The sequence below is a fragment of the Candidatus Pelagibacter sp. PS_37 genome, from assembly GCF_059417825.1.
Genome location: NZ_CM182067.1, coordinates 246,109 through 265,499 on the forward strand (window position 1 = coordinate 246,109; position 19,391 = coordinate 265,499).

At 29.4% G+C, this 19,391-nt stretch carries 20 protein-coding genes, 1 pseudogene and 1 riboswitch; of the genes and pseudogenes, 17 read left to right on the top strand and 4 right to left on the bottom strand.

The window, feature by feature from the left end:
- Window positions 1-3: 3 nt before the first annotated feature.
- The 5 genes and pseudogenes from guaB to panB all read left to right on the top strand — a co-directional run bounded on the left by guaB (window position 4) and on the right by panB (window position 4,294).
- Complete coding sequence (guaB, locus tag AC5SL9_RS01300; RefSeq protein WP_011281837.1) at window positions 4-1,080, top strand: IMP dehydrogenase; 1,077 nt, start codon at window positions 4-6, stop codon at window positions 1,078-1,080.
- The gene (locus tag AC5SL9_RS01305) at window positions 1,080-1,517 is read left to right on the top strand and encodes a tetratricopeptide repeat protein (RefSeq protein WP_494574194.1); all 438 of its coding nucleotides are present in this window, start codon (window positions 1,080-1,082) and stop codon (window positions 1,515-1,517) included. The genes guaB and AC5SL9_RS01305 overlap by 1 nt, the downstream gene beginning before the upstream one ends.
- Window positions 1,507-3,072 carry a glutamine-hydrolyzing GMP synthase gene (guaA, locus tag AC5SL9_RS01310; protein ID WP_494574195.1) on the top strand — a complete coding sequence of 522 codons (1,566 nt, stop codon included), beginning with the start codon at window positions 1,507-1,509 and terminating at the stop codon, window positions 3,070-3,072. The genes AC5SL9_RS01305 and guaA overlap by 11 nt, the downstream gene beginning before the upstream one ends.
- Window positions 3,073-3,098: 26 nt before the next feature.
- Entirely contained in the window at window positions 3,099-3,518 is a 420-nt protein-coding gene (locus AC5SL9_RS01315) for a VOC family protein (protein ID WP_011281839.1), read from the top strand.
- Window positions 3,519-3,521: 3 nt separating this feature from the next.
- Window positions 3,522-4,294: pseudogene (gene panB, locus AC5SL9_RS01320) on the top strand (3-methyl-2-oxobutanoate hydroxymethyltransferase).
- 1 nt (window position 4,295) lies between these two features.
- On the opposite strand, the gene AC5SL9_RS01325 reads toward panB, so the two are convergent.
- From AC5SL9_RS01325 to AC5SL9_RS01335, 3 genes are read right to left on the bottom strand one after another with little or no spacing between them, the layout of a single operon-like run.
- The gene (locus AC5SL9_RS01325) at window positions 4,296-4,910 is read right to left on the bottom strand and encodes a YjbE family putative metal transport protein (RefSeq protein WP_006997251.1); all 615 of its coding nucleotides are present in this window, start codon (window positions 4,908-4,910) and stop codon (window positions 4,296-4,298) included.
- Between the two features lie 41 nt (window positions 4,911-4,951).
- Complete coding sequence (locus tag AC5SL9_RS01330; protein ID WP_494574196.1) at window positions 4,952-5,434, bottom strand: tetratricopeptide repeat protein; 483 nt, start codon at window positions 5,432-5,434, stop codon at window positions 4,952-4,954.
- A 2-nt stretch (window positions 5,435-5,436) separates the two neighbouring features.
- Complete coding sequence (locus AC5SL9_RS01335; protein ID WP_494574197.1) at window positions 5,437-6,210, bottom strand: 5-oxoprolinase subunit PxpA; 774 nt, start codon at window positions 6,208-6,210, stop codon at window positions 5,437-5,439.
- Between the two features lie 27 nt (window positions 6,211-6,237).
- On the opposite strand from AC5SL9_RS01335, the gene AC5SL9_RS01340 reads away from it, so the two are divergent.
- The 10 genes from AC5SL9_RS01340 (at window position 6,238) to AC5SL9_RS01385 (ending at window position 17,029) form a co-directional block, all read left to right on the top strand.
- Window positions 6,238-6,924 carry a 5-oxoprolinase subunit B family protein gene (locus AC5SL9_RS01340; RefSeq protein WP_494574198.1) on the top strand — a complete coding sequence of 229 codons (687 nt, stop codon included), beginning with the start codon at window positions 6,238-6,240 and terminating at the stop codon, window positions 6,922-6,924.
- Window positions 6,917-7,870, top strand: coding sequence for a 5-oxoprolinase subunit C family protein (locus tag AC5SL9_RS01345; RefSeq protein WP_494574199.1), 954 nt, complete (start codon window positions 6,917-6,919; stop codon window positions 7,868-7,870). Before AC5SL9_RS01340 ends, AC5SL9_RS01345 begins: the two co-directional genes overlap by 8 nt.
- Window positions 7,857-8,738 (top strand): DMT family transporter, encoded by an 882-nt coding sequence (locus AC5SL9_RS01350; RefSeq protein ID WP_011281851.1) that lies wholly within the window; start codon window positions 7,857-7,859, stop codon window positions 8,736-8,738. The genes AC5SL9_RS01345 and AC5SL9_RS01350 overlap by 14 nt, the downstream gene beginning before the upstream one ends.
- A gap of 24 nt (window positions 8,739-8,762) precedes the next feature.
- Window positions 8,763-8,852, top strand: a riboswitch (glycine riboswitch).
- Between the two features lie 77 nt (window positions 8,853-8,929).
- Complete coding sequence (gcvT, locus tag AC5SL9_RS01355; RefSeq protein ID WP_271479812.1) at window positions 8,930-10,036, top strand: glycine cleavage system aminomethyltransferase GcvT; 1,107 nt, start codon at window positions 8,930-8,932, stop codon at window positions 10,034-10,036.
- The gene (gcvH, locus tag AC5SL9_RS01360; protein ID WP_006997244.1) at window positions 10,033-10,413 is read left to right on the top strand and encodes a glycine cleavage system protein GcvH; all 381 of its coding nucleotides are present in this window, start codon (window positions 10,033-10,035) and stop codon (window positions 10,411-10,413) included. Before gcvT ends, gcvH begins: the two co-directional genes overlap by 4 nt.
- Window positions 10,414-13,272, top strand: a complete 2,859-nt coding sequence (gene gcvP / locus AC5SL9_RS01365) for an aminomethyl-transferring glycine dehydrogenase (RefSeq protein ID WP_494574200.1) — start codon at window positions 10,414-10,416, stop codon at window positions 13,270-13,272.
- 12 nt (window positions 13,273-13,284) lie between these two features.
- Window positions 13,285-14,529, top strand: a complete 1,245-nt coding sequence (locus AC5SL9_RS01370) for an NAD(P)/FAD-dependent oxidoreductase (protein WP_271564715.1) — start codon at window positions 13,285-13,287, stop codon at window positions 14,527-14,529.
- Complete coding sequence (locus AC5SL9_RS01375; protein ID WP_271479803.1) at window positions 14,522-15,289, top strand: DUF1365 domain-containing protein; 768 nt, start codon at window positions 14,522-14,524, stop codon at window positions 15,287-15,289. Before AC5SL9_RS01370 ends, AC5SL9_RS01375 begins: the two co-directional genes overlap by 8 nt.
- Entirely contained in the window at window positions 15,289-16,467 is a 1,179-nt protein-coding gene (locus AC5SL9_RS01380; protein ID WP_020169185.1) for an SAM-dependent methyltransferase, read from the top strand. The genes AC5SL9_RS01375 and AC5SL9_RS01380 overlap by 1 nt, the downstream gene beginning before the upstream one ends.
- Before the next feature lie 13 nt (window positions 16,468-16,480).
- On the top strand, window positions 16,481-17,029 hold the full coding sequence (locus tag AC5SL9_RS01385) for a DUF3833 domain-containing protein (RefSeq protein WP_018413933.1): 549 nt from the start codon (window positions 16,481-16,483) through the stop codon (window positions 17,027-17,029).
- Here AC5SL9_RS01385 and AC5SL9_RS01390 read toward each other — a convergent pair.
- Complete coding sequence (locus tag AC5SL9_RS01390; RefSeq protein WP_494574201.1) at window positions 17,026-17,787, bottom strand: SDR family NAD(P)-dependent oxidoreductase; 762 nt, start codon at window positions 17,785-17,787, stop codon at window positions 17,026-17,028. The genes AC5SL9_RS01385 and AC5SL9_RS01390 overlap by 4 nt on opposite strands.
- 21 nt (window positions 17,788-17,808) lie before the next feature.
- Between AC5SL9_RS01390 and AC5SL9_RS01395 the strand changes: the two genes are divergently transcribed.
- Window positions 17,809-18,276, top strand: a complete 468-nt coding sequence (locus tag AC5SL9_RS01395; RefSeq protein ID WP_494574202.1) for a TspO/MBR family protein — start codon at window positions 17,809-17,811, stop codon at window positions 18,274-18,276.
- A gap of 8 nt (window positions 18,277-18,284) precedes the next feature.
- Window positions 18,285-19,388 (top strand): NAD(P)/FAD-dependent oxidoreductase, encoded by a 1,104-nt coding sequence (locus tag AC5SL9_RS01400; RefSeq protein ID WP_494574203.1) that lies wholly within the window; start codon window positions 18,285-18,287, stop codon window positions 19,386-19,388.
- Window positions 19,389-19,391 lie beyond the last annotated feature (3 nt).

The window sequence follows — 19,391 nt, forward strand, 5'->3', positions numbered from 1 at the left end:
ATTATGGATCCTATAAAAGAAGCTCTCACTTTTGACGATGTTACAATGGCACCAAAATACTCAGAAGTTTTACCTTCTGAAGTTGATACCAGCACTAAATTATCATCTAATTTAACATTAAAAATACCTTTATTATCCTCTGCAATGGATACAGTTACTGAGAGTAAAATGGCTATAGCAATAGCTAAAGCAGGAGGCATTGGTGTAATTCATAGAAATTTGGATATTAAAAAACAAGTTGAAGAAATTAAAAAAGTTAAAAAATTAAACTTATTAGTTGGTGCGGCAGTTGGAGCTGGTCCTTTAGAACTTAAAAGAGCAAAAGCAATTTTAAAAGAAAAAGTTGATTTAATTGTTGTGGATACAGCTCATGGACATAGCAAAAAAGTAGCTGAAATTATTAAAGCTATAAAAAAATTAAAAACAAACAAAACAACTCTATGTGCTGGAAATATTGCAACAGCTGAAGCAGCAAAATTTTTAATAAAATTAGGAGTAGATATTATTAAAGTTGGAATAGGGCCAGGATCAATTTGTACAACTAGGCTAGTCGCAGGCATTGGTGTACCACAATTAAGTGCGATCCTTGCAGTTAAAAAAGGTGTTAAAAACAATAAAGTAAAAATAATTTCAGATGGTGGAATTAAATATTCAGGTGATTTAGCTAAAGCATTGTCAGCAGGTGCCGATGCTATAATGATTGGATCTTTGTTTGCAGGAAGCTTAGAAACACCTGGAAAACTAATTAAAAAAAATGGTAAGTTATTTAAAAGTTTTAGAGGAATGGGATCAGTTGGTGCGATGAATAAAGGATCAGCTGATAGATATTTTCAAACCAAACAAAAAGATATATCTAAATATGTTCCAGAGGGAGTAGAAGGTTTTGTGAAATATAAAGGTGATGTGAAAAGTATAATTTATAAATTAATTGGAGGATTAAAATCATCTATGGGATATCTAGGTGCAAAAAAAGTACCAAACCTTAAAAATAAACCAAATTTTGTAAAAATAACTAAGGCTGGTTTTTATGAAAGTATGGTTCATAATGTTGATCAAGTTAAAAATGAGAGCAAGTATTAATGAGAACAATAAATAAATTAATAATTGTCCTATTTATAATTTTAAATTTTGGAAGCTCTTCTTTTGCAGAAAATAACTTTTTTAAAGAAGGAAAAAATAAATACGATGAACAAAAATATGAAGAATCTAAATTTTTATTTCAAAGAAGTATTGTTTTTAACCCTAAGGACAAAGATTCATATTTGTATTTAGCAAAAATTTATAATTTTGAAGAGAACAAAAGAGAAGAACAAAAAAATATAGATACAGTGTTATTACTTGATCCAAAAAATGAAGAAGCAAACTACATGCTTATGGAAATAGAGTTAAAAAGATCTAATTATTCCAAAGTAAAAGAACTAGCAGATAATTTTTCAAAAATTTGCAATAAATTGTGTGATAAGAAAAATTCTATTTTAGAATCCTTAAAGAATTTGGAACCTAAAAATGAGTCTTAGTAATAATTTAAGTAAAATCTTAATAATCGATTTTGGTTCTCAATTTACACAATTAATTGCAAGAAGAGTAAGAGAATTAGGGGTTTTTTCAGAAATTGTAAGTCATAAAAAAATAAAAATAGCTCAAATTACAAAAGATAATATTGCTGGAATAATACTGTCTGGTGGGCCTCTTAATGTTTATGAAAATGATAAATTTAAATTTGATAAGAAGATATTAAAACTTGGAATTCCAATCCTGGGTATATGTTTTGGACATCAGATATTGTCAAAACTATTAGGTGGCAAAGTTAAAAAATCAAAACATAGAGAATTTGGTTTAGCCACTATAAACAAAGTATCCAATAGTACTTTAACTAAGAATTTTTTTAATAAAAATAATAGAAGTGATGTTTGGATGAGCCATGCTGATCAAGTATCAAAAATGCCAAAAAATTTTAAAATTATAGCTTCTACAAAAAACTCTAAATTAACAATTATTGAAAATATTAAAGAAAATTTTTATGGTGTACAATTTCACCCTGAAGTAACACACACTAATAAAGGTAAAATTTTATTAAGAAATTTTGTTTTTCTTATTTGTAAAATTAAAAAAAACTGGTCATCAAAAGATCAAAAATTAAAATTAATTAATGAAATTAAAGACCAAGTAGGTGACAACAAAGTAATTTGTGGATTGTCGGGTGGTGTGGATAGTAGTGTGGTTGCACAATTATTAAGCAAAGCAATTGGAAAAAATTTAACTTGTATTTTTGTTAATAACGGTCTCTTAAGAAAAAATGAAGAAATACAAGTAGTTAATACTTTTAAGAAAAAATTAAAAATTAATTTGATTTATGTTAATGCTGAAAAGGAATTTATTAGAAAATTAACAAATGTATCTGATCCTGAAAAAAAACGAAAAATCATTGGTAATCTATTTATTAAAATATTTGAAAGATATGCAAATAGAATTAAGAATGTTAAATTTCTTGCTCAGGGCACTCTTTATCCAGACTTAATTGAAAGTAAATCTGTGACCGGTAGTCAAACTTCAAAAATAAAATCACATCACAATGTAGGGGGCCTTCCTAAAAGAATGAAATTAAAATTAGTAGAACCTCTTAAATTTTTATTTAAAGATGAAGTTAGAAAATTAGGATTAGAACTTAATTTATCTAATGACATAATCTCTAGACATCCATTTCCCGGTCCTGGTCTAGCTATTAGAATGCCTGGTATTATAACCAATGAAAAAATTAAAATTTTAAAAGAGGCTGATTTCTATTTTATAAAAGCTTTAAGACAACATGGGTTATATGATAAAATTTGGCAAGCATATGCTGCACTCCTACCAGTAAAAACTGTGGGTGTTATGGGAGATAATCGAACATACGAACATATTTGTTTGTTAAGAGCAATTACCTCTGAAGATGGAATGACTGCTGATTTTTTTGATTTCCCTAAGGGTTTTATGCAATCAATCTCTAATCAAATTATTAATAATATTAGAGGTATAAACAGAGTTGTTTATGATGTTACTTCAAAACCACCTAGTACCATTGAATTAGAGTAATACTTTACTATAGAGTACATAATATTATGAAATATTTACACACCATGATCAGAATCTCAGACGTGGAAAAATCATTAGATTTCTACTGTAAGGGATTAGGTTTAATTGAAACTAGAAGAATGGAAAATGAGCAAGGCAGATTTACCTTAATTTTTCTAGCAGCACCTGGCGATGAAAAAGCTGAACTAGAGCTAACCTACAATTGGGATGGTGATGAATTAGGTGATGGATCTCGTAATTTTGGTCACTTAGCATACCGTGTTGAAAATATTTATCAAACTTGTGAGAGACTTCAAGATATGGGATATACAATTAATAGACCACCTAGAGATGGTCATATGGCATTTGTCAGATCTCCAGACAATATTTCTATAGAAATCTTACAAGAGGGTAATTTAGAAATTAAAGAACCTTGGGCCTCAATGAAAAATGAAGGTGTTTGGTAAAAAATGAGACAAAAAATCTTAAACTTTATTAAAAAAAAAATAAATCCAAAATTATAAGTCTTACTGCTTACTCTAAAAATATAGCATCAATAATAGATAAACACTGTGACCTTGTATTAGTAGGCGACTCCCTTGGCTCTGTACTTTATAGCTTTTCTTCTACAAAAAAAGTAACACTGGATATGATGATTGAACATTCTAAAAGCGTAAGAATGGGTGTTAAAAAAAGTTTAATGGTAGTAGACATGCCTCATAATACTTACCGTAACTCAAAAGAAGCCTTAAGTAATGCAAAAAAAATAATCTCTAAAACGAAGTGTGATGCAATCAAGCTTGAGGGGGGTAAAAAGGTAGTTCAAATAATTAAAACTTTAATTAAGAATAAAATTCCAGTGATGGGACATCTTGGTGTTCTGCCACAATCTGCAACAAATTTTAAATTTAAAGGAAAAGAAATAGCAGAAAGAAAAATTATTTTAAGAGATTCTAAACTTTTAGAAGATGCTGGTGTATTTTCAATAGTTTTAGAGTGTGTTGAAAGCTCATTAGCAAAAGAAATTACTAAAACTGTTAAAGTTCCTACAATTGGAATTGGGGCATCAGTACATTGTGATGGTCAAGTTTTAGTTACTGACGACTTGATAGGTCTGAATAAAATTAAAGCTAGATTTGTGAAAAGGTATTCAAATATTGAAAAACAAATAAATGATGCTGCACTAAAGTTTAAGAAAGATGTAATTAGAAGTAAGTTTCCTACTAAAAAACATTCATACTAAATTAAAAATATTGTTTGAATGTTTCGTTAATTGATAAGACGCCATAATCATTTAAACCACCAATTATTAGTTGAAGAGCTACAATTAAAATAAAACCTAACCCTACATAGGCTATCCATAAGTTTTTTTGAATATAATTAGCTAAATAAGTAGCTAATGCTCCAGTTAATACTACAGATAAAACAAGACCAAATATCATGAAACCAAAATGACCTTTTGCAGCACCAACTACCCCAATAACGTTATCAAAACTTATTGTAATATCTGCAAATAAAACTTTATAAATACTTTTTACAAATGAAGGTTCTGTTGATTTTTTTACTGGTGATTTAATCTTATTCTTCATTTCAACTAAATCTTTCCTTAAATCATTAACAATCCAAATTAGAAGTAGTCCACCTAAAATTTTAATATAATAAAATTCAAATAAGTAAGTAGCAAAAAGAGCAAAAATAATTTTAAAAACTAAAGCTCCAGCTACACCCCAGAGAATTATTTGCTTTCTATTTTTTGGTACAAAGTTAGCAGCAATTAATCCAATGATAATAGCATTATCAGCTGCTAAGATGATATCAATAAAGATGATTTGAGTTAAAATTATGAATTCTTCGATCAAGATTTTTTTATAATATTAAATAATTATTTTAATTCAATGTTTTAATATTTAGACTTCTTTGAACCGTCGATAATTTCTTTTAGCTCCTCATATTCTTCACAATTACAAGTTTTTAAAACTTCTAATCTTTCTTTAGCCATATCTATTCGGTTTGTAACCACATAAAGCTCACCAAGGTACTCATTTATTCCATTATGATTAGGTTCAATTTCTAGACCTAGTAGGTAAAATTTCTCACCTTTTTCATAATCTCCAAGTTTTCTAGTAGTAAAACCTAAATAATTTAAAGTATCTGCCTGCAGTGGTTTTTCATCATTAGATTTTAAAAGAAGTTTCTGTGCTTTAGCATATCTTTCTTGTGCTTTGTCAATTTTTCCTTTTTTTTCATATTTCTTAGCTGAGTTAATTAAATTTTTTGCTTTTGTGTAGTCTGAAGCTTTAGCAGTAGTATTACTATCACCAGCTGAAATTGAATTATTAGTAAGAGCTATAATTATTAGTAAAGTATAAATAAGTTTTTTCATTTTTAATTAAATTTTTCCATTTTGTTTAAAGGTTTCAATATTAACCCATTATTAACTAAATTATCTTTAATAGATTTTGCAGTTGCCAATGAGCTTTCATTATCACCATGTATACAAACCGAGTCAATCTCACAAGGTATCTGTTTACCACTGAGACAATTTATTGCCTGATTTTTAACCATGTTCAACACATGTTTCTTTGCTAATTCAGGGTCAGTGATTAAAGCATTTGGTTTACTTCTAGAAATTAAGTTTCCATTATCTTCATAATTTCTATCTGCAAAAATTTCACAAGCTATTCTCAAATTATTTTTCTTAGCAGCAACTTCCATTTGTGAACCCGTTGGTACCAGATAAATAATATCTTTATTAATCTCTTTAATGGCCACAGCTAGAGTTGTGGCTAATTCCAGGTCTTCACAAGCCATATTATTAAGAGCTCCATGGGGTTTAATATGAGTAACATTTTCATTATATTTCTGAGCAATTTTTTGTAATATTTCATATTGATCGAAAATTAGTTTTTTTATTTCTAAGGAACTTAAATTCATTCTTTTTCTTCCAAAGTTTTCAGGATCTTTAAATGATGGATGGGCACCCAAGCTAACACCATTTCTTTTTGAAATTTGAATAACCATCTCCATTGTTTGTTCATCACCTGCATGGTAACCACATGCAATGTTGGCAGAATTTACAATATTGAGTAATTCTGGATCATTCTCGATAGAATGAAACTTAGATTTTTCTCCTAAATCACAATTGATATTAATTTCCATACTCTTTACTCTCTAGTATAACATGGCATGGTTAAAAATATATCAAATCTTGGTGATGCGGCAGTATATTGTGATTTTGGCTCAGAGGTTAATGAAAAAATAAATGCAAATGTCATAGATTATTTTCACCATACATCAAAATTAATAAAAGATAAAAAAATTGAAGGAATAATTAATTTAACACCCTCTTATAATAAATTAATCATTAATTTTGATTTATCTATAACCAACTATAAAAAAATCAAAAATTTTATAGAAGGTTTAACTATTAGTAGAGATATTAAAGATAATAATCAAAAAATTAGAATACCAGTTTGTTGTGATGATGAGTATGGACTAGATTTTTTGAGGCTAACTAAAAAATTGAATATAGATAAAGATAAAATATTAGAACTATATTTTGGTAAAGAATATTTTTGCTACATGACAGGATTTATTGCTGGTATGCCTTTTCTAGGAGATATTAATAAAGGTATCAGATGCGATAGATTGGAAACACCAAGAGTAAAAGTTCCAAAAGGTTCTGTGGCCATAACCGAACAATTTACAAATATTTACACTTTTGAAAGCCCTGGTGGCTGGAATATTATTGGAAACACGCCAAAAAAGGTTTTTGATAAATCAAATTTATTAGATCCAACCTTAATTAAACCAGGTAACAAAGTGATCTTTTATCAAATTTCTAAGGAGGAGTATCTAGACTGGAATGAGTAATTCATATTTTGAAATTATAAGATCAGGAGTTAACACAACCATTCAGGATAGAGGAAGAAATCACATGTATTATGTGGGTATTACTGTAAGTGGGGCAATTGATCAAAGAAATTATAAACTAAGCAATAAGTTAGTTGGTAATAATTTAGATGAAGCTGTTATTGAATTTGCTTATCAGGGTCCACTTCTAAAATTAAAAAATGGGAAAATTAATCTTAGTGTTACTGGGGATGTGCTTTTCAAGATAATTAGAAAAAATTCAAACATTGAAAATGGTGTTTGTTATAAAAACTATATTTTAGAAGACGAAGATCAAATTGATTTAATATCAACAAAAAATACTGCTTATGGATATTTATCAATTAGTGGGGGTTTAGAATTGAACAAAACTTGGAATAGTTATTCTATAAATACCAAGGCAAATGTTGGTCCAAATAATGGAAAAAAATATTCTATAAAAGATAAAATTTTTATAAAAAATTCAGATTTTAAAAAAATTGAAGAAATAGAAATTAATTATAAAGAAGTTCCAGATAATATAATTAGAGTTATTAAAGGTACCAATTTTGATTATTTTTCAACAGAGGCTCAAAATAATTTTTTTAACAAAGAATTTTCAGTTACAAAATTAGCAGATAGAATGGGTATTAGACTAAGTGGTCCTAAGTTAGAAAACATCGTTAGCTCTAATATAAAATCTGAAGGTCTTGTAAAAGGAGTAATACAAGTACCTGCTGATGGAAACCCTATTGTAATGTTGTCTGATCACGGAACTATAGGTGGATATCCCAAAATAGGTGTTGTTATTTCAGCAGACTTAGATCGAGTAGGTCAATTAACACCAGGCACTATTATAAATTTTAAGGAAGTAAGTCTTGAAGAAGCTCAGAATATATTTAAAGCATACACAGAAGATACAAATAAATATTTAAATGAATGTAATTAATAAAATTCCAGGTCCTATATTAGTTTTTATGGGAGCTTGCTGCTTAAGCTTTGGAGGCTTAATTGTTAAATCATTTGAAGGATCAACATTATGGCAAATATTATTTTGGAGATCTTTATTTTTTTCGCTTACAGTCTTACTTTTTTTAATAATTACTTATAAAAAAAAATTATTTAAAGCGTTTTACGATTCAGGTTTACCAGGACTTATTGGTGGAGTTATTTTATCATTTGGTTTTTGTGGGTACGTCTTTGCGATGTATAATACAACTGTTGCCAATACTAATTTTATTATTTCGACGCAAATACTCTTTTTAGCAATATTTGGTTATTTATTTTTAAAAGAAACAATTTCATCTATTACTTTAGCTTCAATTATTTTAGCAATTACGGGTGTCCTATTAATGGTAGGTAATTCTTTATCACCAGGAGAGATGTCTGGAAACTTAGCGGCTTTTAGCATGCCAATTACATTTGCAGTCTTAATTATAATTGTTAGAAAATTTCCTACAGTTGACATGGTGCCAGCTCAATTTATAGCTGGTGTGAGTTCATGCTTTATTGGATTTTTATTATCTGAGAAGCTTATGATTTCTTCACATGATATATTTTTAGGTTTTACAGCAGGTTTTTTCCAAGTAGGATTTGGTTTTATATTTATAACTATGGGTGCACGTAGCACACCATCTGCAATGGTTGGTATAATCATGTTATCCGAATCTGTGTTGGGACCAATGTGGGCCTTTTTATTTGCAGCTGAACGACCTTCTTTATTTACTTTAATTGGAGGTGGAGTAATTCTTTTTGCTGTATTATTGCAATTTTACTCACTACTTTTTTCAAATAAAAAAGAAAAAATTATTAATTGACTCTGTTACATATCTGGTAGATTATTCTTATATACGGGAGAGACTACAAACAATCGTAGCGCCGAAGGAGCAACCACCCAGGAATCTCTCAGGCAAAAGGACCGTAACATATTAACTCTGGAAAGAGATTAAGTTCTCGCCGACGGAATAAAACTCTCAGGCAAACATACAGATGGGTACAGTAAGTTAATATGGATATTTTAAAAACCGCACTTTACAGTTTACATCAAAAGCATGGAGCTAAGTTTGTTCCATTTGCTGGGTATCAAATGCCAATTCAATATTCTAAAGGAATTATTGAGGAACACAAAAGTACAAGAGAAAATGCAGGTATTTTTGATGTGTCCCATATGGGTCAGTTATTCATTAAAGGAGATGATAAGTTGGCAAAAGATCTTGAAAAAATTTTTCCAGCTGAATTGAGTAAGGCTAAATTAAATCAATCAAAATATAGTTTTTTAATGAATGATGAAGCAGGAATTTATGATGATTTAATTATCACAAAAGTTGAAGGTGGTTTTAACATTGTATTAAATGCTGCTTGTAAGAATACAGATTTTAAACTTTTAACTAAATTGTTAGAAGATAAGTATGAAATGATTTTAAGTGAAGAGCTATCGCTTATAGCAATTCAAGGTCCTAAAGCAGTCCAAATACTAGAAAAGATAATCAACGGAGTGTCAGATCTGAAATTTATGAATGGTGATACGTTTAATTATCTTAAAGAGGATATTTATATCACAAGATCAGGCTATACCGGTGAAGATGGATTTGAGATATCGATCAAAAATGAGAACGCAGAAGCGTTTGTGCAAAAACTCATAGATGAAGGGGCTAATTTAATTGGATTAGGTGCCAGAGATACCTTGAGACTAGAGGCGGGACTTTGTTTGTATGGTCATGACATGGATATTAATAAAAGCCCAGTAGAAGCAAATTTAAAATGGGCGATATCAAAAAATAGAATTCTTGAGGGCGGGTTTATTGGATGTGAAAAAATTAAATCTCAAATCGAGAAAGGAGTAAGCAAAATCCGCGTAGGTATTAAGCCAGAAGGAAGAATTATAGCCCGTGAAAAAACTTCAATATTTAGTGAGGATGATAAAAATATTGGGGAAATTACAAGTGGAACTTTTGGACCCAGCGTTCAGGCCCCAGTTGCAATGGGTTATGTAGAAAATTCATTTTCTAAAATTGATACTAAGGTTTTTTTAGAAGTGAGAGGAAAAAAATATCCGGCAATTATAAGTAATTTGCCATTTTATAAAAAAAGTTATGTGAAAGGAGCTAGTAAATGAGTGAAGTAAAATATTCTAAAGAACACGAGTGGATAAAGTTAGATGGAGACACTGCTGTTGTAGGAATTACACAACATGCAACCGAAATGCTAGGAGATATAGTTTTCGTAGAGTTACCAGAAATAGGATCTTCTGTAGTTAAAGATGGCAATGCTGGAGTTGTAGAATCTACAAAGGCTGCAAGTGATATTTATACTCCTGTATCTGGAGAAATTATCGAAAATAACCAAGCCATTGTTGACGATCCTGCAAAAGTTAATTCTGATCCAGAAAATGAAGCATGGTTTTTTAAATTAAAAATTACTGATAAGTCTGAAATGGATTCATTAATGAATAAAGAAGAATACGAAAAATTTTCAAAAGAAAGTGGTAGTTAAATGTTAAAGAATGCTCAAAAAGATTTTATACAAAGACATATAGGTCCATCTATTGATGAACAAAAAGTTATGCTTAAAGAGTTGGGATACCAAAATCTTGATGATTTAATAAAAGATACTGTACCAGAAAAAATTCTTCTTAAAGATGATTTGGATATTGGTGATCCAAATTCTGAATATAAAGCACTTAGAAAATTAAAAGATATTTCTAAAAAAAATAAGATTTATTCTAGCTTTATAGGAATGGGTTATTATGGAACTTATACTCCCTATGTAATACTTAGAAATATTTTAGAAAATCCAGGATGGTATACTTCTTATACCCCTTATCAGCCAGAAGTAGCACAAGGCAGATTGGAAATGTTATTAAATTTTCAACAAATGATAATTGACTTTACTGGAATGGATATTGCTAATGCCTCTCTTTTAGATGAAGGAACAGCTGCAGCGGAAGCTATGGGATTGAGTTATAGAATATCTAAGTCTGAATCTAAAAAAGTTTTTGTTTCAAAAAATTGTCATCCTCAAACAATTGATGTGATTAAAACAAGAGCTGAACCTTTAGGCCTAGAAATAATAGTTGGTGACGAAGATAAAGATATTAAAGAAGATATTATATGTGGTATCATTCAATATCCAGGAACCCTTGGAGATATTAAAGACCCAAGTGAGGCTATTAGTAAAATACATAAATTTAATGGAAAAGCAGTTTTAGCATGTGATTTGTTAGCACTTGCTAAACTAAAAACACCTGCTGAGTTAGGTGCCGATATTGCTGTAGGTAGCTCACAACGTTTCGGAATTCCAATGGGTTATGGTGGTCCCCATGCTGCATTTTTTGCTACAAAAGATGAATATAAAAGATCAATGCCAGGCAGAATAGTAGGTGTGTCAGTAGATAGACATGGGAAAAAAGCATATAGACTTGCCCTTCAAACAAGAGAGCAACATATAAGAAGAGACAAAGCTACAAGTAATATTTGTACTGCACAGGCACTTTTAGCAATAGTTTCTGCAGCTTATGCGGTCTATCATGGTCCACAAGGAATTAAAAAAATTGCAGAAAGTGTCTCTCAATTAACTAAAAATTTTGCAGATAAATTAAAGCAATCTGGTTATGAACTTTATTCAAATGAATTTTTTGATACGGTTACAATAAAAACTCTAGATAAAACAGAGAAGATATACAAAAATGCTTTAGATCAAGGAGTAAACATCAGAAAAGTGAATTCTGAAATGTTAGCAGTATCTTTTGATGAGAGAAAAAATCTTTATAGAGCAAATCAGTTACTAAAAATCTTTAATTGTTCAGAAACAATTAAAGAGTCTATGAATGAAAGTTTATCTAATATTCCAAAAAACCTATTAAGAACTTCAACTTATTTAGATCATCCAGTTTTTAATAGTTATCATTCGGAAACAGAAATGCTTAGATATTTAAAAAAATTAGAAGATTCTGACATTGCTTTAAATAAATCTATGATTGCCTTAGGCTCGTGCACTATGAAACTTAATGCAGTTGCAGAAATGATACCAGTTACCTGGAAAGAATTTTCACAGCCACATCCTTTTTCTCCTGTAGAGCAAATGGATGGTTATAGAGAATTATTTACAGATTTAAAAAACTGGTTGAGATCAATTACAGGATTTTCTGGAGTTTCATTGCAACCAAATGCTGGTGCTCAAGGAGAGTTTGCTGGTCTAATGGTAATACGTAAATTTCATGAAAAAAATGGTGAAACGAATCGTAATGTTTGTTTAATTCCAAGTTCAGCGCATGGCACAAACCCGGCTAGTGCTCAAATGGTTGGTATGAAAGTAGTTGTTGTTAAATGTGATCAATATGGAAACGTAGACTATGAAGATTTAAAAAATAAAGCTGAAGAACATTCAGAAAATTTAGCTGCCCTTATGGTCACTTATCCATCAACACATGGTGTATTTGAAGAGAAAATAACTGACATATGTGAGTTAATTCATAATCATGGTGGGCAAGTTTACATGGATGGAGCTAACTTAAATGCATTAGTAGGTATTGCTAAACCAGGAAATTTTGGACCAGATGTTTGTCATATAAATTTGCATAAAACATTTTGTATACCTCATGGCGGTGGTGGACCTGGTATGGGACCAATAGCGTGTAAAAAACATTTAGAAATATTTTTGCCAAAACATTCTGTGATAAAAGATTGTGGTCCAGTGACTGGAATGGGAGCGGTATCTGCAGCTCCTTGGGGTAGCTCAAGTATCTTATCGATTTCATGGATGTATATAAAGATGATGGGTTCTGAAGGCCTAAGAAAAGCATCACAAGTTGCAATACTAAATGCAAATTATATTGCCCACAAATTAAAAGACTCTTTTCCAATTTTATATAAGGGTAAAAGTGGCAATGTAGCTCATGAATGTATCATTGATATTAGAACGATAAAAAGTGAAACAGGGATCACTGAAGAAGATATTGCAAAGCGATTGATTGATTTTGGCTACCATGCTCCAACAATGTCTTGGCCTGTTGCTGGTACAATGATGATTGAACCTACAGAAAGTGAAAGTTTGAGTGAAATTGATAAATTTTGTTCTACTCTTATAAAAATAAAACAAGAAATAGATAAAATTCAGTCGGGTGAATATGACAAGACTGACAACCCATTGAAGAATGCGCCACATACTCACGTTGAATTAACATCCAATAAGTGGGATCATAAGTATGAAAGAGAAGAGGCCGCTTATCCTTCAGAGTTTTTAAGAACAAATAAATATTGGCCTCCAGTTGGTAGAGTAGATAATGTTTATGGAGATAAAAACTTGTTTTGCACATGTCCATCTATGGAAGAGTACGAAGACACAGCTGCTTAGATATTTACTAAGATGAAAATTGCTGTAGTAGGTGCTGGTATATCAGGATTAAGTGCTGCTTATTACCTATCTAAAAAACATAAAGTTGATTTATTTGAAAAAGAAAATCAATTTGGGGGTCACGCAAATACAATAAAGGTTGCTTACAACCCTAACAAAGAAATTCCAATAGATATTGGATTTATGGTTTTTAATAAGCAAACATATCCAAATTTAATTAATTTTTTTTTAGAAAATAAAATAGAGATTGAAAAAAGTGATATGTCATTTTCTGTTACTGTAGAAAATAGTGGATTAGAATATTGTGGAAAAGGATTAGGTGGAATTTTTTCTAATAAAAAAAATTTATTTAATCCAAAATTCTTAAAAATGTTTTTTGAAATTTTAAGTTTTTATAAAAACTGTGAAAAAATAGAAATTAAAAAAATTAGTTCGATAACATTAGGGGAGTATTTAACAGAAATAAAAATTTCAGAATATTTTATTAATTATCATATTATACCAATGGTATCTGCTATATGGTCGATGCCTCCATATGAAGCAAAACAAATGCCATTATCTTTTTTTCTAAGCTTTTTCAAGAATCATGGACTGTTTAAAATTAAAGATAGACCTCAATGGTTTACGGTTACAAATCGAAGCAAAACTTATGTCGATAAGATAATAGGCCAAGTTAGTGGAGAACATTTTAAGAATTACAATATAAATAAAATCACTAGAAATGATTTAGGTGCTAAAATTTTTTATGGGGAGGAAAATGAGTTCTTTGAATATGATAAAGTTGTAATAGCAACTCATGCAGACGAAGCATTAAAGATAATTGATAATCCAACACTAGACGAGAAGTCAATATTAAGAAAATTTAAATATAGAGCAAACACTGCAGTAATACATTTTGATGAAAGTGTTATGCCTAAAAATAAAAAAGCATGGTGTGCTTGGAATTCTTCAATGGACTCAAATAATAATGAAAAGACAGCTGTAACATATTGGATAAATCAGTTACAAAATTTAAAGATAGATAGAAATATTTTTTTAACAATTAATCCATTTAAAGAAATTCCAAATGATAAGATATTTAAAAAAGTAGCATTTACTCACCCTTATTACGATACAGAAGCATTAACCAATCAAAGTAACCTGCATAAAATTCAAAATAAAAAACATATTTTATTTTGTGGTAGTTATTTTGGTTATGGTTTTCACGAGGATGGAATAAAGTCCTCTATTGATATGCTAAAAACACTTAATGATTAAAAATTCTTATATTTATACAGGAAATGTAATTCATAAAAGATTTAAGCCCAAAATTCATAGTTTTAATTACAATGTATTTTCACTTCTTATAGATTTATCGGAAATAGATTTACTACACAAAACTTTAAAGATATTTTCATACAATAAACTAAATATTATTAGTTTCTTTGATAAAGACCATGGAGCAAGAGATGGGAGCTCTCTTAAGGAATGGGTTTTAGATAATCTTAGAAAAAATAATATTGAAACTAACGATGTTCATATTAAACTTTTATGTTACCCAAGAATATTTGGATATGTATTTAATCCATTAAGTGTTTTTTATGTCTACGACAAAAATTTTGATCTAATATCTATTTTATATGAAGTAAAAAACACATTTGGCGAGCAACATGTTTATGTTTTTAAAACTAAAAAAGACCAAAATCTGATTCAACATATGTGTAAGAAGAAATTTCATGTATCTCCATTTATAGAAATGAATTGTATTTATTTTTTTAGACTATTGAAACCTGGTAATAAAATATCTGTAATAATTGATCTAAATGATCCAGTTGGCAAAGTATTATATGCTTCACAAGATGGTATTAAAAGTGAATTGACCAATAGAAACCTACTTAAATCTTATTTAAAACATCCATTAATGACATTCAAAATCATTATAGCGATACATTATGAGGCATTTAAATTATGGACAAAAGGAATTAAATTTATAAAAAAAAAATTAAATATTAAGAATAATATTACTATCGAAAACTAATGTTAATTTACAAAATTTCAGATTTGATTGTGTTTAGTGCATTAAAAAATATTAAGCATGGTTTTCTTGAAATTAAAAAAGTAAATGGTGAAGTTTTAAAGTTTGGCAACCCTGATGAAAATTTAAAAGTTTTTTTAGAAATTAAAGATGAAAGCCTAAATTATAATTTGATTAAAAGTGGAAGTATTGGTTTGGGAGAGTCTTATATGAAAGATCTTTTTATAACAAATAATCTTTCTGATTTGATTGAGTTAACAGCAAAGAATATAAAAACTATTTATAAATTTTCTGGAATCTTCGATTTGCCTTTTATCAATTTTATTAAAAATAAAATTATAAAAAATACTAAAAATAGAAGTAAAGAAAATATTGCCAAACATTATGATTTAGGAAATGATTTTTTTTCATTATGGCTTGATAAAACTTTAACCTATTCCAGTGCTATATTTGAAAGCCCCAAACAAGAACTTTTTGAAGCTCAGAACAATAAATATCAAAAACTAATTGATCTTATAAGACCCTCAAGTGGTAATAAAATTTTAGAAATTGGTTGTGGTTGGGGTGGTTTTGCTGAGTATTTAGGTACTAATTATGATGTTAAATTAGATTGTATTACTATTTCCAAAAAACAATATGAATTTGCTAAAGAGAGAATTCATCGATGTGGACTTAATGAAAAAGTAAATATTCAAATTAAAGATTATAGAGATTTAAAGGATAAATATGATCATATTGCATCAATAGAAATGATTGAGGCTGTAGGTCAAAACTATTTAGACAGTTATTTTAATACGATTAAAAATAATCTAACACCCTCGGGTACCGTGGGCATTCAAGCCATAACTATCGATGATAGTTTATTTAATAGATATAAAAATAAAAAAGATTTTATACAACAATATATTTTCCCAGGTGGTTTTTTACCCTCAAAAAGTGAACTACAAAATTATGTTGATAAAAATGGATTAAAATTTGGTGAGTATAATTCATATGCCAATCATTACTCCGAGACTTTGATTATTTGGAGAGAAATATTTAATAAAAAATGGGACTTAATTAAAAAACAAGGCTTTGATTTAAAATTTAAAAAAATGTGGGAATTTTACCTTTCATATTGTGAAGCTGGTTTTAAATCAAAAAACATAGACTTAATTCAATTTTCACTACAAAATAAATAACTATAGGAGCTACATGATAAACTTAAAGATAATTAGATTAACAGTATTAATATTTGCTTTATTCTTTACAGCAAGTTGTATAAACAATAACTCTATGAAACCGACAGATTTTAAAAACACTGAACCAACTATGACTATAGAGCAATATTTTAATGGTCCGGTTAAAGCATGGGGTCTACTACAAGACCGTAGTGGTAAAGTTACTAGACAGTTTAAAGCTGATATGACAGGTAGTTTTGAGGGAGATATTTTAACTCTTAAAGAAGATTTTTATTGGACAGACGGAGAAAAACAAAATCGTATATGGAAAATCAAAAAGATTGATCAAAATTATTACGAAGGAACGGCACCCGATGTCGTGGGTACAGCTAAAGGTTATCAATATGGATCAGCTTTTAAATTTGAGTACGATTTAATGGTCCCATTTAAAGGAAAGAATATTAAAGTTTCTTTTGATGATTGGATTTTTAAACAGGATGAAGATGTTGCAATTAATCGAGCTACACTTACAAAGTTTGGATTTAAAGTTGGTGAATTGACAGTTTTCTTTAAAAAAAATTAATAATCAATCTTCTTCATACCTCTAGCAACTAGTTTAAAATATAAACTACTAGGTAGCATTTGAAGGAATTTTAAAAAATAGGTAAAGGCTTTGGGGAAATGTATTTCAAAACCTTTTTTGATTACTAATCCTTTATAAATTTCATCTGCAGCAAATTCTGGAGTTTTGATCATGGGCATTGGAAAATCATTTTGATCAGTCATAGGCGTTTTTATGAAACCGGGGCTGATTAACGAAACACGCACATTCTTCATTCTCATATCAAAGTTTAAGCTTTCAGCAAAGCTAGTAAGTGCTGATTTTGAAGCACAATATGCACCAGCTGCAGGTAATCCTCTATAGCCCGCAACTGAAGAAATTATAGATATTTGGCCATTTTTTTTCTCAGAAAAATAATCATAGATTGAATTAATTGAATTCATGGTTCCAAAAAAATTAACTTCCATTATTTCTCTTATCTTGTCTAAATTAAATTTTTTCTCTGATTTTGGATCATGCATGCCAGTACCGAACACACAGATATCAATATTATTAAATTGTTTGATTATGTCTTTTGCGACTAATTTACATGCATCGACTTCAGTAACATCCAGGGGAAAAGGAAATATATTTTGATTAATTTTTTTAAGTTCATTTAATAAATTTTCACGTCTTGCAGATGCAGCAACCATCCACCCATTTTCTGCAAATTTGATTGCAAGAGCCTTACCAATTCCACTACTTGCACCTGTTATCCAAATAACTTTTTTATCTTCCATATTCTATTGTATAATAGAAATATGTTAAAAAACAAATTCTTATCTTTTTTATTGTTTGCTCTTGTAACTTTTTCTGCATCTGCAATAGGAGGTTTAGCTACTGTAGGTTTTAAAGAGCCTTGGTATTCTTTAATCATCAAACCTTCATTTAATCCACCAGATTGGATTTTTGCACCAGTTTGGACAACACTCTATTTTTTTATGACAATTGCTATCTGGAAATTTTGGCATAGTAAAAATAGAGACATGAACACTATTTACCTTTATTTCATTCATTTAATTTTTAATACAACTTGGAGTATAGTTTTTTTTGTTTTTAATAAAATAGTTTTAGCTATGATTGTATTAGTAATTTTAATCTTATTGATAATTATTCTCATAATTAGATTTAAGCGTGTCAACTTGTATAGTTATTATTTAATGATTCCTTATTTACTTTGGTGTCTCTTTGCTTTACTTCTTAATATAAGTTTAATCATATTAAATTAAAATAAATTATGGATGATGTAGTAATAGTAGGTGGTGGAATAATTGGAACTGCTACAGCTTATTTTTTATCTAAAGAAGGTAGAAAAGTAAAAGTTATAGAAAGAGACCCAACTTATAAAACAGCTTCATTTCCATTGTCCCTTGGTGGATTTAGAAGACAGTTTTTTCAAAAAGAAAACATATTACTTGGAAAGTTTGCTAGAGAATTTATTTTTCAAATACCAGAATTACTTAAAACTGAAAAAAATCCAAATCCTACAGCAAGCATGGTTACAAATGGATACTTGTTAATGTTTGGTCCAGAGCATGCTGAGGAACAATATGAAGCCTTAAAAAATCATGAAGCTTGTGAAGCTGGAACTAAAAATATCAAAGGTTCTGAACTATCAAAAATATTTCCTTATATAAATAGTGAAGGTATTGAAACAGCAACTTATACTGACAACCAAAGTGAGGGATGGATTGATCCTTTCATGTTTCATAGCGCCTTAAAAAGTAAGGCAATTGAATTAGGCGCTGAATTTATTAAAGGCGAAGTAAAAAATATTTCTGATATCAAAGCTAAAACAATTATATCGGCAGCAGGATGTTGGACTAAAGAATTATTAAAAGATATTCCGGTAGTTCCACAAAAACACACAGTTTTTAGAGTTAAATGTCCTAAATATATTAAAGAAATGCCATTAACAGGAGATTTAACAACGGGCGTTTACTGGAGACCTGAGGGTAGAGAGTATTTAGCAGGTTCACCTAATTCAGTATTTGATGCTACTGATCTAGAACCAGCTTGGAATGATTTTGAAGAATTAGTATGGCCTGCATTAGCACAAAGAATTCCTGCTTTTGAAGAATTAAAATTAACCGGTGGATGGGCTGGTTATTATGATTGCAATAAATTAGACAACAATGCCGTAGTTGGCAAACACCCTAAATATGAAAATGTATATATGGCTTCAGGATTTACAGGCAGAGGATTAATGCAAGCTCCTGGAATAGGAAGAGCATTAACTGAATTAATTTCTACAGGATCTTATCAAACGATTGATATTAGTGATTTTTCTGTTGAAAGAGTTCTTGATAATAATGCTAGACCAGAGCCTTACGTTTTATAAAAA

Coding starts and splice junctions, on each gene's coding strand:
- guaB (WP_011281837.1), top strand. CDS start 4: ATGGATCCTATAAAAGAAGCTCTCACTTTTGACGATGTTACAATGGCA.
- AC5SL9_RS01305 (WP_494574194.1), top strand. CDS start 1,080: ATGAGAACAATAAATAAATTAATAATTGTCCTATTTATAATTTTAAAT.
- guaA (WP_494574195.1), top strand. CDS start 1,507: ATGAGTCTTAGTAATAATTTAAGTAAAATCTTAATAATCGATTTTGGT.
- AC5SL9_RS01315 (WP_011281839.1), top strand. CDS start 3,099: ATGAAATATTTACACACCATGATCAGAATCTCAGACGTGGAAAAATCA.
- AC5SL9_RS01330 (WP_494574196.1), bottom strand. CDS start 5,434: ATGAAAAAACTTATTTATACTTTACTAATAATTATAGCTCTTACTAAT.
- AC5SL9_RS01335 (WP_494574197.1), bottom strand. CDS start 6,210: ATGGAAATTAATATCAATTGTGATTTAGGAGAAAAATCTAAGTTTCAT.
- AC5SL9_RS01340 (WP_494574198.1), top strand. CDS start 6,238: ATGGTTAAAAATATATCAAATCTTGGTGATGCGGCAGTATATTGTGAT.
- AC5SL9_RS01345 (WP_494574199.1), top strand. CDS start 6,917: ATGAGTAATTCATATTTTGAAATTATAAGATCAGGAGTTAACACAACC.
- AC5SL9_RS01350 (WP_011281851.1), top strand. CDS start 7,857: ATGAATGTAATTAATAAAATTCCAGGTCCTATATTAGTTTTTATGGGA.
- gcvT (WP_271479812.1), top strand. CDS start 8,930: ATGGATATTTTAAAAACCGCACTTTACAGTTTACATCAAAAGCATGGA.
- gcvH (WP_006997244.1), top strand. CDS start 10,033: ATGAGTGAAGTAAAATATTCTAAAGAACACGAGTGGATAAAGTTAGAT.
- gcvP (WP_494574200.1), top strand. CDS start 10,414: ATGTTAAAGAATGCTCAAAAAGATTTTATACAAAGACATATAGGTCCA.
- AC5SL9_RS01370 (WP_271564715.1), top strand. CDS start 13,285: ATGAAAATTGCTGTAGTAGGTGCTGGTATATCAGGATTAAGTGCTGCT.
- AC5SL9_RS01375 (WP_271479803.1), top strand. CDS start 14,522: ATGATTAAAAATTCTTATATTTATACAGGAAATGTAATTCATAAAAGA.
- AC5SL9_RS01380 (WP_020169185.1), top strand. CDS start 15,289: ATGTTAATTTACAAAATTTCAGATTTGATTGTGTTTAGTGCATTAAAA.
- AC5SL9_RS01385 (WP_018413933.1), top strand. CDS start 16,481: ATGATAAACTTAAAGATAATTAGATTAACAGTATTAATATTTGCTTTA.
- AC5SL9_RS01390 (WP_494574201.1), bottom strand. CDS start 17,787: ATGGAAGATAAAAAAGTTATTTGGATAACAGGTGCAAGTAGTGGAATT.
- AC5SL9_RS01395 (WP_494574202.1), top strand. CDS start 17,809: ATGTTAAAAAACAAATTCTTATCTTTTTTATTGTTTGCTCTTGTAACT.
- AC5SL9_RS01400 (WP_494574203.1), top strand. CDS start 18,285: ATGGATGATGTAGTAATAGTAGGTGGTGGAATAATTGGAACTGCTACA.